Source organism: Haloarcula sp. R1-2, from assembly GCF_011627385.1.
Classification (GTDB): domain Archaea; phylum Halobacteriota; class Halobacteria; order Halobacteriales; family Haloarculaceae; genus Haloarcula; species Haloarcula marismortui.
Genome location: NZ_JAANTG010000007.1, coordinates 75,024 through 91,018 on the forward strand (window position 1 = coordinate 75,024; position 15,995 = coordinate 91,018).

The window sequence follows — 15,995 nt, forward strand, 5'->3', positions numbered from 1 at the left end:
CTTACTGAGCAGACGTTCCAACTCATTCTGATCGAAAATAAGACTTGTGAAGAGTTGTATGACACCCTCAGGACAGCGAATGTTGATGCTGGATTTTACTCTCGTCCAGCAGAATATTATCTATTCTAATAATCAGTGGCAGCTATGTCGAGGATGAATAAAATGGCTTTTAAGAGTCTCTGAAGTGTATTTTCTGCATTATTATTTTTCATTTTAGCTAAATATTCGCTACTTAGTAGACAAATATCGAATATGATAAAAATCACCGATGCTCATATGTAACTACTTGAATTACCATGAGCGATACGCCCTCAGATGACGGCGGTCCCACCCTCAGAGAATACTACAAGGTTACGCCGTCGACAGACAGCGAAACAAATGCAGATATCGACGCGCACCTGACCAGCCTCACCGACCTCCGGAAATCCCTCTCCCAAGACGAAGAGAACGACGGCCTCTTTTCGATCTTCTTCGAGGACAAAAGCGGTGACAAGGTAAAATTCACCTTTCTCCCGCTGTCTACCGGGGAAGACGAGCCTGTTGAACTTTACTACACCGCTGACGGGAAGATGAAGACGCTGGGCAGCCGCCTCCATGCGATCTATCCTGAGTCCTTCGACATCGAGAAAGTCCATCTCGATATCGGCAAGAAACTCATCCGCCCCATCAGAATGGACAAAGAAGAATTCGTTGCACGGCTCTTTGCTGGCCAACTACACGTCAGCCCCGAAGAGGTCTCAGAAGAACTCCAGTGGGGTGGCGAACTTGACGGCGCTGTTGCAGGACAAGAGCCGATCAAGGCACTCGACCCCACAGAAGCCAAACCTGTCGAAGACGCCGAAAACTGGGACCGATACCACCCGCTGGTCAAAGACTTCGCCCTCGGCAAGATAGAGGTAATCAAACCCGTTGGACAGGAAAGGCACAGGAAATCCAACGCCGATGGTGCCGGAGTTGCCAGTCAACCACGAGGGACAGAACAGACAGCGGACGGTGGAACCACTAGCGATGAGAAAAAAGCCAACCTTCGATCGGAGGGGGCAGAGCCAGCTGTATCCAACGACAACAGCCCTGTGACTGCCGGCCAACCAGTAAGCTCCGAAGACGCGAAAGAACCACTCTTTCCCTTTGACCCGCACCGGATGGTTCCTAAAACCGAAAGCGAAAATGAAGATGGCAAAAATGAAGATGGCGAACCGGACAGCACAGGGAAGGGCGGACACGGACTGTTCAACCGTGACAATGACGAGTCCGGCGACGACGAGGACGACGACCACTCTACTCGCGATCAGAAGGTTCCCCTCGAGGTCGATAACGACGAAGTGTCGGGGACGATCCTCGTCAACCCTGCAACAGACGCCGGCCCCCACGTCATCGAAACCGACCACAAAAAGAACCAAGTTGCCGATGTCACCCTCGACGGCCCGACCCTGACACCGGACGGCAACGACGTATTTGCCCGTCCAGCAGTGGACTACACCCACCCCAAGGCAACGCGGTGGTACGGACAAGAAGAAACCATCAAAGACTGGATGACCACCCTCAAGACCGCGACTGAATCCAATCCAGAATACGAATCCGAAAACAACGAAGAAAACGACGTCGAGTCACCGGAAACCATCGAAACCCTGTTCGAGCATCTTGAAGACGCCGAAGTGCCGACCGCATTCCAAGTCGTCTTCCAGGCCCGACGCGACTGGAGCGATGAAGCACAGGACCGAAAACAGAGCATTCGGAGTGGCGACTTTAGCCAGCCTTGGCTCGAAAAGTACGTCCTCGGTGGCTACGAAACCGACGAAGACAGGGACCTGAAAGCGTACGAGTACCGCCGGATCAAACTCATCGAAAACAAGCGCCCGAAAAAAACGTTCAACGCGAACGTCCGTGCGGTTTCGTTTACCCCCTACGAGGAGTTCACCCCTGACCCGGACACAGCCACTCCGCTGAAGGATGGCAGTATGGCTGCTGCAGACGAAGCCCTTGGGTCACTCAAACCGCTGTTCGACCCGCTCGATGGCGTGTACTACCATGTCGTTGGCGAGACAGCGCCCCGAAACGAGGCGACGGGAACGGACCTCACGGCCAGCGAGGTCGCCCAGAACTTCATGAATCACGATCTCGTCACCCGCGAAGACCGCCGCAGTTGGGTCACTCCCATGAACCTCTGGAACGACCCCAAAAAGCGGCCAGAACTCATCCTGAACGCTGACGAACTCAGCGATTTCATCATCATCCCTAGCGGTGAAGACATGGACGGCGATGCCTTCCGATCCGCCGGGACCACCGACGCCGATGCCAATCATCTGCGCCGGCCACGCCCACAGATTCACAATCAACTCACTGGGGGCATGGATATCGGCTATGCGTTCGACGAAGACGGCATCCCCGAAGAAGAGCCAACCAGCGTCCCCGAAAACGTCCTGACAAACCACTGGTTGAAGGTCGGTGCATCGGGGGCAGGGAAGACCATCAACACCATCGGAATGTTGCTCTCCCTGCACGAGAACGTCGACGGCCCCACAATCCTCGTTGACCCCAAAAGCGGGGACATGGTCGAAAACTACGCGAAATCCCATGCCGCAACCTTCGACGAATTACGGAACGTTCAGATATTCGACGTTCCCGAAGTCCTGCCTGCAATCCCGTTTTTCGACATTCGGCCCTACCTGCACGAGGGGATGAATCGCGACGACGCGATTCAACAGAAGGCCGACGAGTTCCACCTCATTATGGAAATGGTGGATGAAAACTACGGGACTGCCTACGTTGCCCAAACCGTTCTTGGAGCGCTCATCAAGTCACAGTTCGACAGAGAACACGGGGCAGACAGCTACACACTCGATGAACTGTACGACACCGCTGTCGAGATGTATGCAGACCAGACCGTTCCCCGTGTCTCGCACCAGCCCCAAGTTCGGCGAATCCTGAGCAACCAACTCAACAACGCCGAGCAAGACTTCAAGAACACGATGCAGGCCGTCATCAACCGGCTCGACGACCTGCAGGAGGACATCAACCTCTTCCGGCTGTTCAACCAGAATCCTGACTGGGACGAAGAAACTGGGACCTACGAGATCAACGACACCACCCGAGAGGGGTACAAAAAGGCACAAGAGAACGACAACGTCGACGACGACGAGATCGACCCGCCGAAAAGCGCCCTTGATTTCCGGGAGGTCCTCGAATCTGACAAGGTTATTCTCTTCGACACGGGTGATTTCGTTCGCGACCAATCCCAGCAAGCGTTCTCGATGTATATCCTGTCGGCACTCTGGGGGGCAGTCCGGTCCCGATACAACGATCGGAAATCCCACGAAAGCATCGACAACACGGTGAACCTCGTCATCGAGGAAGCCGCGCCCATCGTCTCTACAGAACTCGTCACGAACACGCTGATTCCCGAAGCCCGAGAGTTCGGGCTGTCACTGGGGATGGTGATGCAGTTCCCCGAGCAGGTCCGGAAACACTCTGATAGCGATACGTACAACGAGCTCATCACGAACGTTCAGACGAAAATCATCGGCCAACTCGAACCGGACCAGCGGATCGTCGAATCCCTCGTTCACGGCGATAAGGACAGTCAAGAAATCCGGAACAAGATTCGACAGTTGAGTGGCGGCGAATGGATTGCCGACCTGCCAGCACCACAGTTCGGGGCCGACGTGCCGCCGCCATTTTCGATCAAGTCTCTCGGGATTCCCGATGGGCACCCCGAAAGCGATGAAGCGTTCGACGAACAAGAGCGAACGAAATTCTACCGGATGTACGAACAGCGCCAGAATTACGTTGCGAACCGGCATGGGTACGTTCGGCCGTCCGCCAAGGAGATCGCAAAGCGAGAATCTGCCGGTGATGCTATCGGGTTCCAAGCCGGCGACGACGAAGACGAGGAGGAGTCGTCCCCCAGCCCAGGTGTTCCAGCGACAGACAGTGACTCAGCGGAGACTGAGAGCAAGTCAGATGTCGACGCCGGAGGCCTCATGTCGCCTTCCGGCGACAGTGGCAGTAGCGGTAGGGTTTCTCTTGGGACTTCGCCAGACGGAGACCCCGACGCAGGCGACACCTCCCCCAACGAGACAGAACCAGCGGCTGAATCGGACCCAGCCTTTACAGAACAAGAACAGGCCACAGACACAGCCGAGGCTTCCACAGCGGCGGACACGGATAGTGACACCCCGAATTTTGGAGCGTATGCACCGTTATCCAGAGACGACATTGAGGATGTCTGTGGGGGTATCGCCGTTGACGGACCTTCCGATCTCGCCAACATCGCCCGAGACCTGCTGACGAACCTTCCAGACGAAGAGTATTACGGGTCATTGCTGACACTGTCCCAGATCGCCGCCGCGGAAGGCATAGAAATGAAGCCGGTCGAACTCCACAACAGCGCGAAAAATCAGGCGTCTGGCGACGAGGCCGACGCAGAGACGATGGAGCAAGTCAGTGCGCCGACCGGGGAGAGCACACCCCACGCTTCCGACGTTGACGACAGCTCTGCAGACGCCGCAGCGCCGGACACTGACACAGTAGATGTCGATGAAGGTGATGCAGACAGCGAAAAGAGCGAGGCTGGACACGACGGCGAGGAGACACCCAACCAGACTCCGAAGACGCCCGAGAGCAACAGCAGTGACGATCCTGAAGAGCGCGACCAGAGTGTTTCCGACGACTCTCTGAAGCAGGGATTCGAAGACGAGGACGCCACCGAAGAAACCCAAGATACGAGTGAAGACGAAGGCACGCTGGCCGAAGAACTGCTAGACGAGGACAGTGCTGACGAAGAAGAAACGGATGGAGAAGTAGCGGCCAGCACACCATCGAAGCATCCAGCGAATGTGTCTCTGGAAACCCCACTCCAAGGAGCGTACGGAGAGTTCAATCTTGATCGCCACGACGACCACGAGTTCTCGAAAGACGACAAAGAGTTCATAGCCCTCATCGCCGCCGCGTTCCGAGACGAGTTAGACTGGTATTCGCTGACCGACTCGATGACCACAGTCCGGGACCATGCTGGGGACCCAGGCATTGACAGTCTAGTTGAGTGTGGATATATCGATAGTTCCAGACTCCGAAATAAGCGATACTACTCGCTCACGCGCAAAGGATGGAGAGTAGTCAGTGACAGTGTTCCTGGGAACGACTTCGGAGACCATATGGAAAAGATGGAACACCGGGTTGGCGTCCATCTTCTGACAGAGTATGTTTCCGGGCGAGAAGACGTGGAATCAGTCGAACCATACGCGCGGTTTGACGGTGAAACGTACGATGTTATCGGGTGCGACGGGGATGAAAATATCGTCGTCACTGGCGAAGTAGAAACAGAGAGCAACAATCCAGACGCCGTCGTTGAAGACTACAAAAAACTCTCCCACGCACCCGGAGATATGATCTGGGCGCACCCAAGCGAACGGGTTTTCTCAGAAGTGTGGGGCATGATCAACGAGCACGCGCTTGATGAAGCCCTCCCTAAGCAGGCCGCGCATAGAACTCACGAGTTAGAGGAATTCCTTGAGAGAAACGAGATATCCGACGTCGCCGCAAAGACATACGGAAATCTTGAACACGACAACTAATGACCTGGAGACAAGCCACCACTGACGAGATTGCACAGTTCTATCAGAATGAGTTTGACAACCAGTTCGACGAGATACCGTCGTTCATCCGAGACTGTCAGCCCAAGGAGATCGGGATTGCATTCCGAGAAGCGTACCCGGTCCAAGGCGACTCTGTGCCACCGAAGCAATTCGTTCGGAGGCAAGCATTCGGCGACAGTAGTAGCGACTTCACACAGTGGACCGGCGACGGAGGTATCAAGCAGTTCATCAAAGCCCCGCCAGCGAATGACCCCATAACCGGGAAGCACGCCCTCGTCTCGCCGGACCTCGTCGACGTTCCCGCCGTCCCAAAAGCCGTCTACTACGCCACCGATTTCCACGACCGGAACTGGGTACTCGTCGTCGACATCGACGCTAAAGACGTCGCGCTGGAATATGCGAAAGACACCGTCGACGGCGATGATGAAGACACTGACGACGACCTCAAGCGGCGCGCCGGCGTCCTCGACGCGCCACCGGAGGGTTTCCCGTACCGCTTCGAAGACCTCGATCAGGCGCTGGAATACGGCTTTGAGGTGAAAGACTACTTCGAGAGTAGCCTCGATACTGGCGCCACACAGGTCGTCTACTCCGGGCAGGGCTGTCACGTCTACATGTACGACCCAGCGCCGGAGTACCGCTACAGCGAGGTCCCACGGCGGCACATCGCCACCATACTCGAAGAGAAGAAAAACATCCCCATCGACACGCCCGTGACGACCGACGAATCGCGGGTTATCAGGCTTCCATATTCGCTCCATGCCGGCGTCTCTCGCGTCGTCACACCAATCGAGAGCCCGGACTTTGACTACCGCTCAGACGCCGTCCCAGCGGTTTGCAACAGCGCCGAAGCGTCCCAGTAACCATGCAAGTCGATACTGACCGGAAAGCCATCGAAGCCGCACTGTTTGCTGACCACCACTCCGACGACGAGATTATCCAACTGCTCGATAGGGGCTTCGACTGGTACGACGACGACGCAGAAGCCCTCGTTGCCGACGTGGCCTACTTCTTCGAGCAGTCGATGGACCCCTCTACTCGGGGCCAGCGTATCACGGACCCGCCGATTATGGACCCGGCGCGGACCACTGTCATCGCCGCTGTAACTGCCTGTGCAATCCGGATGCACCCCAAAGTCGAGAACGCCCCACCGGAGAAGATACAGCTCGTCCAGTACGTCCGCCAGTATCATACCGAGATGCTACTGGGCATCGTCACTCAGGTGAGTCCACAGACCACAGGGGAACTTCTCGATGAACTCTACAAGGCGGAGATCGACCACGAACGACCCCGCCCAATGAAGGGGGCCAGTGCGCTTGAGAACCGTCCCGACAAGCACCCCGAGTTCGACTGGTTCGTGGAAATCCCACTCGCCGCAGCGAGCGAAATCTGCCAAGCTCGTTTCCACAATGGGAGCTGGGGCGGTGACTACAATCCCGACACAAACGAAGTGGTTGGCGAGCCGAACTACCACATCGAGAACAATTGTATCTACGTCCCGATGAAGCACGGGCAGGCACTCCTTGCCGAGCGTCAGAAGGAAGTCTTCGAGCGGATCGTCGACGTGGCCTGGGACTCGGTTCCCGAAGAGCAATTCCAGTACACCTACAACGAAGCCGAAGTCATCAAGGCCACTATTGAGGATCTGATACGTCACGGGGAACAGGAGGACCTCTGGACCGACTGGGACCCCCAAGCAAATCTCCTTCGACTCGTCCGGAACGCCGCCAAGGAGGCCGACGATCTAGACGCCACTGAGTTCAATCAGGCCGAGGACTACCACGAGGCCATCCAAAATTATGACGCCGATGGGTTTGGAGAGGAGCGAGCAGAGCGGAAGATATCTAGTGTTAGATCGCTTGCCAATAGCCTAGTAGAGATAGCACGATCCGACGAGTACCGAGCGGTCGAATACCGCACATATGATGACCGTCGGAACTCGGAATATTCAGTCGGTCGTGGGAGTGGAAATTATAAGCAAATTACAGTCGATGACCTTGATGATATATTCGAATTGCCGTGCTTCCAGAATATGGTTGAGGCCCTAAAATTAGATAACGGTGGGCCAGTACGAAAAGACCTCTATAATTTCGTTCGGATGGTGTTCTGGCTCGAAGGCTACCACGATCTGCCCGAGGCTGAACGCGAAGACGCGGTGGTTGATGACATCCATGAACTCTTCGAAAGTAAGTGGGATTGGTACGACAAGGATACCACAGATTATCAGGCTCGTTATGAATTGCGACATGGCGAGATCAACGGTAATGCCCCACTGCCGATGCACTGTGACAACCACGATATGCAGCGTCACTGCATCGGCAAATCGTTCTGTCCATACAACATCTATCAAAGTCTCCCCTTCCCCGATGCGATGTACGACCAGCTCGACGACACCGAAAGTACGGGCCAGTATCAAGCGTAACCTCGGATAGATAGCACCTGTTTTCTCTAGCAATTGCCCATGTTCTCACAGTCATTACTTTGTCGTGCATGGAGCAGGACGCTATCTCGGTGAAGCTATTGAACAAGACTTGTTAGACTTTAGGCTATTTTTTACTGTGAAACTAATTCAGGAGTCTAAGCGTGAAAACTGGCGAGTGGCACCCCCATAGAGGTAGTATCAGCAGGTACGCCGGTATTTGGAGCCCAAAATAAGATTGTACTGCCTGAAATCACGCGAGTGCCACCTTCACAAAGCAATATTTGGGATGCAGACGAATTTCTGCTGACACTGAGTGGCTAAAGTGCTGAAATCGGACGAGTGCCACCTTCATGAGGCGGTTCCACCATGAAACCGCACCAATCCGAAGTGCTAGAACAGCTAAAGTGCCGAAATCGGACGAGTGCCACCTTCACGAGGCGGTTCCACCATGAAAGGGCGTTGCGCTTGGAACGATAGCACCACATATACGACGGTTTACAGTACTTTTAGATACCTCAAACAATATATCTCAATATTTGGCTAGCGAAAATAATTGTTCCACCATGGGTTACGGGCTTAAAATTAATTAGAGAGCTTTTAGTCGATTCTGCATCTCCTGCCACCAATGTTTACCCGGGGGGTAGCGTCCAAAGAGAAAGGGGGGTAAACGGGTAAACAGAGGTGAAGCCGTAGGCGACCGAGAGTGGGCTTCAGACGAGCGCCAAGGGGGCGACCCCCAGGAGGGGTGAACTATCAGGATGACTAGACAGGCGTGACAGTGGGACCGACAGGCTGACGACACAGCAACGGGCCGCCGGCAGTGCCGAACCGAGTGGGACAGTCGACGTCGTCGACGGTGGGACAGTCGGCTAGGCCAGAGCCAGAGTGACAGTGAGATCGCGACGACTGGGTGGGCGGCCACCATGGCGACAGTGAGGGAAGACTGACTCGAGGACCAGTGGGGGAAGTCATCTTGCACACGGGGTGGTGGGCCCTGGAGACAGTAGGAGACACAGTGGGACAGACAGTGTAGGACCCATGGGGACGGACGCAGTCCTATCAGGTTCACAACACAGCCGATTGTGCGCGTTGTCGGGCTGGGTCATCGTCGTCAGGCCGACCCACAACAACACTCGAAACGGGGGGCGTTCTTTCAGTGGAAACAGTGGGGTGTCCGCCCTCGATGCAACCACCGGGAACACGACCGCGACGACCGTGGCCGAGATGGTGCAGTCCTCGAAAGCCCGCGGGTGCTCGACCGACCGTTCCGGGACCGCCGCTGCGCTCCTCGCGAGCTGCGGTGCTTGCGGGGTCCGGGACGGATCGACCACCCGCCCCCTTTCAGTCCACCCGAAGGGTGGCTGCGGCGAGTGTGACACGCAGGGTGGATGCCCAGTGAGACGTATATCAGAAAGCCGAGACAATGTCGACAAGCGTGGCCCCGAACGGAGCGCCAGCACACCTGCTCCACGGGCGGCGACGAAAGCCCCGAAACACACCAACAGCACAGCTCTGTAGTGCAAGCATTTCGGAACCGTTGAACGAACAACAGAAAAGACAAAATTTGGTGGAGCCACCAGCAACACGGAGTGCGGAAATACTCATACGGAACCTGATAGAAAGCCGGAGAGCAACGAGTCCCGGGACAGGACGCAAACGTGATTCCAGCCACCAAGCGACGGTGGGTCGTACCCCGGGGACCAGCGTGCAAACAGCCGGCGGTCCAGACGGACGAACGGCCAGCGTAACAGCGCCGGTGCTGGGGCACTCGATACCCGAATGTATCAGCCGGCGTATGCACCCGATTCGGGGCCGAGCAGACGGCAATCCGGGTGAACGGTTATACACTCCCGCAAGGGGAGTGCCGGAGTTCGAAGAGAGATGACTGCCAACACCACCGACGCGACCGACGATGAATCAAGCGACACGACTGACCGCTGTTGCGATGACCCCAACGTGACCCAGGTTCCAACCCGGAGCGCCAAGCTCCCGGGGCGGCGCCATCGCGAGACGTACGCCGAGTGCGCCAACTGCGGGGCAAGTGGGGAGGAGCTATGAGTCCGCTTACCAAGTACGCGATGGTAGGGTGTATTGCCCTCTTGTACGTCGTCTTCTCCGGGGCTGTTCTGGGAGGGCTGCTGGCATGACGCTGGCTTCCCCGCTCCGCAAACTCCAGGGCTACATCGTCATCAGCTGTGGGCCGGGCGGTATAATCGGTCTCGGTGGCTACTCTGAAGATGCCGACAGCCTCAGTGACCACTCCAGTGGAGCCGTCACCAACATGAAGCGTGCCCGCGACATCGCTCGTCGGTACCACGACCTCCCCATCCCGAGTGAGGAGGAACTGCAACTCAAAGCGATGCGGTGACCCGCCAGCCCCTTTTTTTGGTAGCCGATACACGCCGGCGTCCCGATTGGCACTCACCCGCGCGGTTCCCGAGCGCAAGCGCTCGGGGATACGCTCCACCTTGGGCTGGCGTCGCCAGCCCGGCGGTCCCGTCTCTGGGTCCCCTGCTGACACTCGCTGTCGGTGAAACTGGACGACCCGCAGCGATATTCGAGTATGCAGGCCGGAGTGAGCCATGTTCAGCCTGTACACCAAGGCAGCAGTGGTCAGTTGCATCGCACTCATCTGGGTCTCGTTCGTTGGCGCTCTCTTCGGAGGGCTCCTCCTATGAGTCGAGCCGCCGTCAACACGGCGGACACGCCCCGCCCGGGGGCAGTCAGCGTGACGTGCGACAACTGCGGTGGTCGGTTTACCACTGACGAAACGACGGCCTACACCGCAGACCAGAACGACGAGGACCTCCTGTGCAAGCCCTGCAAGAACGGCCAGCCGGCCCCGCCGTCGAAGGGCCTGGTGACCCACCGGATGTCGGAGACGGCGGTCCCCCATCAAGAGAACCGAGATGGGCCCGCCCATTATCTGAGACCGAACTACTCGGGGCCGATTCGCCTAGACACGCCACGAATATGCGCCGGATACAAATTGTAATCGCAAGCCGTGGTCCAGCGTTCGTGCCTTCCGAACAAAACGTATCACTGAAACATGGTAACATACGTATCAGTAGCAGACATAACAGATGTACTTATGTTATAATTCTGGGCGTCACCGTTCGGCCAACACGAACAGTACGTGCAGGTATCCGAGTTGTAGTAGGGTATAGACGACCACTGTCTTGGATACAGCACTAATCTCATCGGGAGCCGTGTGTCTGGTTCGGACAGGCCGAACAAGCGAAGAAAGCCATCAAACACTGTGTCATAGCGTGATAAGAGACAACGTCTGTGAGCACTCGGCAGTCTGGCCCGCCGGAACACTGGGACCACTCGAGTACCGGGGAGAGATCTGAACGACAGAGAGCTGTGGGCGTTACCATTCGCGAGGGAGCGGTCGAGAAATCCGCTGCCCCCGGCAAGGAAGCCGATAGGAACTTAGGTATCGCTCGAGTACACGCTGCTATGTTCGACAGCCGAACACAGCTCGGACTCGGAACGTACTCGCTCACTGGGACTGCTGGCACGGAGACCATACAGGCCGCCATCGAACACGGCTACCGGCACATCGATACTGCACGGCTCTACGGGAACGAGGAGGAAGTCGGCACGGCCATCGCGAACGCGGATGTCGACCGCGACGACCTCTTCGTCGCGACGAAAGTTGCCCACTTCGAGGAACCCGAAAAGACCAGGGAGTATGTCGAGCGGGCGATCAGTGAGAGCTTCGACCGACTCGGATTGGACCGCATCGACCTCCTGTATCACCACTGGCCGCGCAGCCGAGACGAGATGGAGACTGTGTTGCCAGTCATCGAAGACCACGTTGCGGACGGGCAGGTGGACAATCTCGGAGTCAGCAACTACACAGTTGCCGACCTCGAGCTTGTGAGGGACCTTATCGACGTCCCGGTCGACGCGTTACAGGTCGAGATGCACCCGCTTCTCCCACAGCACGAACTCCGTGAGTTCCTCTCGGACAGTGACACGTGGGTAGTCGCGTACTCGCCGCTGGCACAGGGCGAAGTGTTCGACGTGGACGCGATCTCGGCGGTTGCCGAGAAACACGGCGTGTCGGAGGCGGTCGTGAGCCTCGCCTGGCTCCGCTCGAAAGACGGCGTGGCCGCGATCCCGAGAACGAGTTCGGTCGACCACCTTCGAGAAAACTTCCGGGCTCGGTCGGTCGACCTCGACGCGGAAGACATCGCACGCATCGACACCATCGACCGGACCCACCGCTGTGAGGACCCACGCTGGATGACCTGGTAGCGCCGCGTTCTATAGGGGTAGTCTGATGTCTGTGCGTGTTCCGACCCGAATCTATTTATTATCACACGTTCCCTGGTGATGTATGGGCGTTGGATACACGACTATCATGTACGACGCGACCGATATCGACCGGGCCCTCCGTGACATCGCGGCCTGTCGATACGACGGCGCGGAAATCGGACTCGAGAAGGTGCGAGCCACAGGGTTCGACACCGTCGGACAGCTGTTAGAACAGAACGGACTGGACCTCTACTGCGTGATGAGCGAGTGGCTCGAAACAGAAGCGGCCGTCGACAGAGTCATCGCTGACGTGCCGGACGTCGCCGACCTGGGTGCCGAGTATCTCGGTCTCCTGCCACCGCAACGTGGCCGAGTGGCCGACGAAACCGTCCAGCGATGGTTCACGCGGCTCACCGAGGCGGCAATCGACGCTGGCGTGACGCCGCTGGTCCACCACCACGGCGCGACTCACATCGAGAACGCGGCAGAAACCCGCGAGCTGTTGGACGCAGTCGACGGCCTCGAACTGCTCTGGGACACCGCGCACTACTATCCCTATGGCGAGCACTTCCCGGAAGGTGACGTGACCGACGGCATCGAACGGTTCAGCGAGGACATCGCGTACGTCCACCTCAAGGACGTGGCCCCGCCAACGGGCTTTGCCGAGGTCCGAGACAGCCTCACCGAGGGGGACTTCCACCTGGACCACGTCATCAACTACTTCCGTTCGTTCACCGACCTAGGGGAGGGTATCCTCGATTTCGCGGCGGTCCACGACGCGCTTGCGGACATCGGGTACGACGGCCACTGCACCATCGAGATAGAGAACCAGACGGAGAAAGCGCTTGTCCACGCGATGGAAAACTACGAGCACTGGCAACAGATAACCGCCGAGTGAGCGACGGAAAGGAGGGGCGTCCCTGTCCCATTTCGACTTGATAAAGTTCCTGCTTGAATTGCGCCGAAGGAAAAAATGCCCAGCGGCGTGGTGAACTGCTCACTGCCGCTAACCGCCGAAGCAGCTTCAATTAAATCGACGGTATCCGCGATATATCCGTCCAAATTCGGTCGGAACAGCCAGGTACGGGAGAGCCGCCGCTCATCGTGGCGGCTCTCCCATCGGATCGTACTCCATTCAGCCGTACGAGGGCAACGACTGGTTCCACCGTGTCCGAATTTTTTGGATGGCTTCCGGCACGCCACCCCGAAGTGGGTGGCGCTGCCGGAACCACTGCACTAACACGTATCCAATCAGCGTACAGAACAACTCGAACAGCACGCCGTTGAGCGATTGTGAGTGGAAATTTTCAACGTTCGTATACTGCTTCAACTCCCGAAAAAGAATCTCAATCACTGTCCGAAGCGTGTAGATACTAATCACCTCGACAGGATCGAATTCGCCCGGTGATAACGTCGTGATGTACTGCATTTCTTCGCCGTCCACGTCCTCAAATACAATCCGCCGGAACTGTTCGCCGGTCTCAGCCAGTTCAATTCGCTGGTCAGACACGCTTCTTGTCCCTGCTTCGTCGGTGATGTCGATGTCTTGGAGTGTCTCCAAGACATCGGCTTGAGCGTTCGACTGCAGCAACGTGACGAAATCCTCACCCCGCTGCTTCATCGAACAGAAGCGGTCATAATCGAGGTAGCCACGGTCAAAGACCTGAATGAGCGAGTCGAGGTCTGCAAAGACCTCGACATCGCTCTGGAGATGTTCGAACTGTGTGGGTTCACGAGTATCACCGCCTGTGACAGTCATGCCAAGCGGGTGGCTGTGGTCACCATCCACGCGCGCGGCAAGATTAAGCTTGAGTCCACCGTCGGTTGGCTGGATTTCGTGAACAACCGTCTCTTCGTCGAGTTCACCAGCTACAGCGACAGATCTGGTGAGTGCGAGGTTTGTTGCATCAAGTGCCACGATAGGGCGATTGAGCCACTCAAGTCGCTTGCGTTGAACGGCACGCTGATGGTACAGCTGTGGCGTGTGAAGTAGCTCGAAAAGGAGACGAACGACCGCGCGGTAGTCGCGGTCGTTCGTCCGCCGAGAGAACGTTGACCCAGCCATGTAGTCTAACTGGTCGTGTGTCGCCGTTCTCTCGGCCAGCTCAGCAAGTGAGTCAGATGGGTTAATCCCCTCGAAAATGCTGATCTTGAGGTGGTTGTCGAAGTCATGCTTCTTGCAGTGTTTACCAATCCCGAACTCCTCAGCGATGGACTCGCTGTCGACTTCGTCGAGCAGCGAGTATAGTTCTTCAGCAACCGAATGGGTAGGATTGAATTGACTCGATACCGATTCTTCTGATGACGGCCCACTTTCAGCATCAACAACCATCAGGCCGTCACTACCGGGCTCTACCCGGTTTAAATACTCGAAACGGGACAGGGGCGTCCCTCTTCGGGTACCGGGTTCGAGCCTCGTGGCTACGACAGTAGTTTCACACCGGCCGTGACCTGTTACGCCGGAAAGAGCGCGCTTCGAAGTCAGACTCTATCGCGAGACCGTGTGGGGGTGAAAAGCGAACATAGCGACTGTCAGCGGTAGGACCGAAGCACCGGTCGCAGCCGGAACCCACCCGAAGGTATAAAAACTGCGACGCGGAAGTGTCGGTAATGCGATTTGGAATCATCGGTTGCGGCCTCGTCGCACAGGTCATGCACATCCCCTACCTCGCCGAGCTACAGGAGGCTGAACTCCACGCGTTCGTCGACCCTGCAGAAGACAGAGCGGAGACTCTCGCGGACCGATACAACGTCCCGCACGTATACGCTGGGCACGAGGAACTCCTCGCCGATGTCGGTGACGAACTCGACGCCGTCGTCGTACTCACACCCTCACATGCACACGCAGACGTCGCCGTCGATACACTCGCCTCGGACGTGAACACACTGGTCGAGAAGCCAATCGCCGCGACGCTCGAAGACGCAGACCGGCTCGTTGCGGCGGCCGAGGAGAGCGATGCAACGGCGATGGTCGCCTACATGAAGCGCTACGACCCGTCCTACGAGCGCGCCCAGGAAGTCGTCGGCGAGTTAGACCAGATCGACCTCGTGACTGCCTACGACGTCGACCCCGACCACTTCCGGATCATCGAGGAGGTGTACGACCTAGTCCCGGGGTCGCCACCCGAATCAGTCATCGAAGAGAGCAGCGCAAAGCGGCGGGCTGATATCGAGCAGGCCATCGGAACGGACGACGAGACGCTCGTCGAGGCCTACGACTTCCAGCTCGAACACGTCTGTCACGACGTGAACGCACTCCGGGGGCTGTTCGGCGATGTAGAACGCATCGACCACGTCAACGTGCTTGCAAACGGCCGCTACGCGACGGCCCACATGACCTACGAGGACGGTGTCGAGTGTATCCTGGAGACCGGCGACAGCGACCGGAAGTGGTTCGAGGAGTCCATTCGCGTCGATTCTCCGGACGGGATGGTCTCCGTCGATTTCTCGAACCCGTTCATCAAGAACACGCCGACTGAACTCCGAATCAGACAGGGGACCGAAGAACTGACAGATACTGTGGAGACGCCATCGTACGAGGAACCGTTCAAGCGGGAACTACAGCGGTTCGTCCGATGCGTAGAGGGCGATGCACCGGTCCGGACGACGTTCGCTGAAGCGCGTGAGGACCTGCGAGTAATCGTCGACCTGTTCCGGACCTATCGTGGAGAGACGCCGCGGACCGGCGAATGACGCAGTCGTAGTCCGTCTCA

General features: G+C 57.3%; 10 protein-coding genes. 9 read left to right on the forward strand and 1 reads right to left on the reverse strand.

The window, feature by feature from the left end:
• Nucleotides 1–296 precede the first annotated feature (296 nt).
• The 8 genes from G9C82_RS19860 (at nucleotide 297) to G9C82_RS19895 (ending at nucleotide 13,180) form a co-directional block, all read left to right on the forward strand.
• A complete protein-coding gene (locus tag G9C82_RS19860; protein ID WP_127015138.1) occupies nucleotides 297–5,573 on the forward strand; it encodes a hypothetical protein in 5,277 nt (1,758 codons plus the stop codon).
• Nucleotides 5,573–6,457, forward strand: coding sequence for a hypothetical protein (locus tag G9C82_RS19865; RefSeq protein ID WP_127015139.1), 885 nt, complete (start codon nucleotides 5,573–5,575; stop codon nucleotides 6,455–6,457). Before G9C82_RS19860 ends, G9C82_RS19865 begins: the two co-directional genes overlap by 1 nt.
• Before the next feature lie 2 nt (nucleotides 6,458–6,459).
• Nucleotides 6,460–8,016: a primase-associated protein gene (locus G9C82_RS19870; protein ID WP_127015140.1), complete on the forward strand. Its 1,557-nt coding sequence runs from the start codon at nucleotides 6,460–6,462 to the stop codon at nucleotides 8,014–8,016.
• A 1,881-nt stretch (nucleotides 8,017–9,897) separates the two neighbouring features.
• Nucleotides 9,898–10,074 (forward strand): hypothetical protein, encoded by a 177-nt coding sequence (locus G9C82_RS19875; protein ID WP_164734797.1) that lies wholly within the window; start codon nucleotides 9,898–9,900, stop codon nucleotides 10,072–10,074.
• A gap of 85 nt (nucleotides 10,075–10,159) precedes the next feature.
• Nucleotides 10,160–10,384 carry a hypothetical protein gene (locus G9C82_RS19880; RefSeq protein WP_127015142.1) on the forward strand — a complete coding sequence of 75 codons (225 nt, stop codon included), beginning with the start codon at nucleotides 10,160–10,162 and terminating at the stop codon, nucleotides 10,382–10,384.
• Between the two features lie 306 nt (nucleotides 10,385–10,690).
• Entirely contained in the window at nucleotides 10,691–11,011 is a 321-nt protein-coding gene (locus G9C82_RS20795; protein WP_241244171.1) for a hypothetical protein, read from the forward strand.
• Nucleotides 11,012–11,478: 467 nt separating this feature from the next.
• Entirely contained in the window at nucleotides 11,479–12,282 is an 804-nt protein-coding gene (locus G9C82_RS19890; protein ID WP_127015143.1) for an aldo/keto reductase, read from the forward strand.
• A gap of 82 nt (nucleotides 12,283–12,364) precedes the next feature.
• Nucleotides 12,365–13,180, forward strand: coding sequence for a sugar phosphate isomerase/epimerase (locus tag G9C82_RS19895; RefSeq protein WP_127015144.1), 816 nt, complete (start codon nucleotides 12,365–12,367; stop codon nucleotides 13,178–13,180).
• A 237-nt stretch (nucleotides 13,181–13,417) separates the two neighbouring features.
• Here the strand turns inward: G9C82_RS19895 and G9C82_RS19900 are convergent, their stop codons facing one another.
• Nucleotides 13,418–14,614 carry an IS4 family transposase gene (locus G9C82_RS19900; RefSeq protein WP_127015145.1) on the reverse strand — a complete coding sequence of 399 codons (1,197 nt, stop codon included), beginning with the start codon at nucleotides 14,612–14,614 and terminating at the stop codon, nucleotides 13,418–13,420.
• 278 nt (nucleotides 14,615–14,892) lie between these two features.
• Here G9C82_RS19900 and G9C82_RS19905 point away from each other — a divergent pair, with 278 nt between their 5' ends.
• A complete protein-coding gene (locus G9C82_RS19905; RefSeq protein ID WP_127015146.1) occupies nucleotides 14,893–15,975 on the forward strand; it encodes a Gfo/Idh/MocA family protein in 1,083 nt (360 codons plus the stop codon).
• The last annotated feature ends 20 nt before the right edge of the window (nucleotides 15,976–15,995 follow it).

What these genes read in the sequence shown, in the direction of transcription:
- G9C82_RS19860 (WP_127015138.1), top strand. Translation starts at nt 297, where the DNA reads ATGAGCGATACGCCCTCAGATGACGGCGGTCCCACCCTCAGAGAATAC.
- G9C82_RS19865 (WP_127015139.1), top strand. Translation starts at nt 5,573, where the DNA reads ATGACCTGGAGACAAGCCACCACTGACGAGATTGCACAGTTCTATCAG.
- G9C82_RS19870 (WP_127015140.1), top strand. Translation starts at nt 6,460, where the DNA reads ATGCAAGTCGATACTGACCGGAAAGCCATCGAAGCCGCACTGTTTGCT.
- G9C82_RS19875 (WP_164734797.1), top strand. Translation starts at nt 9,898, where the DNA reads ATGACTGCCAACACCACCGACGCGACCGACGATGAATCAAGCGACACG.
- G9C82_RS19880 (WP_127015142.1), top strand. Translation starts at nt 10,160, where the DNA reads ATGACGCTGGCTTCCCCGCTCCGCAAACTCCAGGGCTACATCGTCATC.
- G9C82_RS20795 (WP_241244171.1), top strand. Translation starts at nt 10,691, where the DNA reads ATGAGTCGAGCCGCCGTCAACACGGCGGACACGCCCCGCCCGGGGGCA.
- G9C82_RS19890 (WP_127015143.1), top strand. Translation starts at nt 11,479, where the DNA reads ATGTTCGACAGCCGAACACAGCTCGGACTCGGAACGTACTCGCTCACT.
- G9C82_RS19895 (WP_127015144.1), top strand. Translation starts at nt 12,365, where the DNA reads ATGGGCGTTGGATACACGACTATCATGTACGACGCGACCGATATCGAC.
- G9C82_RS19900 (WP_127015145.1), bottom strand. Translation starts at nt 14,614, where the DNA reads ATGGTTGTTGATGCTGAAAGTGGGCCGTCATCAGAAGAATCGGTATCG.
- G9C82_RS19905 (WP_127015146.1), top strand. Translation starts at nt 14,893, where the DNA reads ATGCGATTTGGAATCATCGGTTGCGGCCTCGTCGCACAGGTCATGCAC.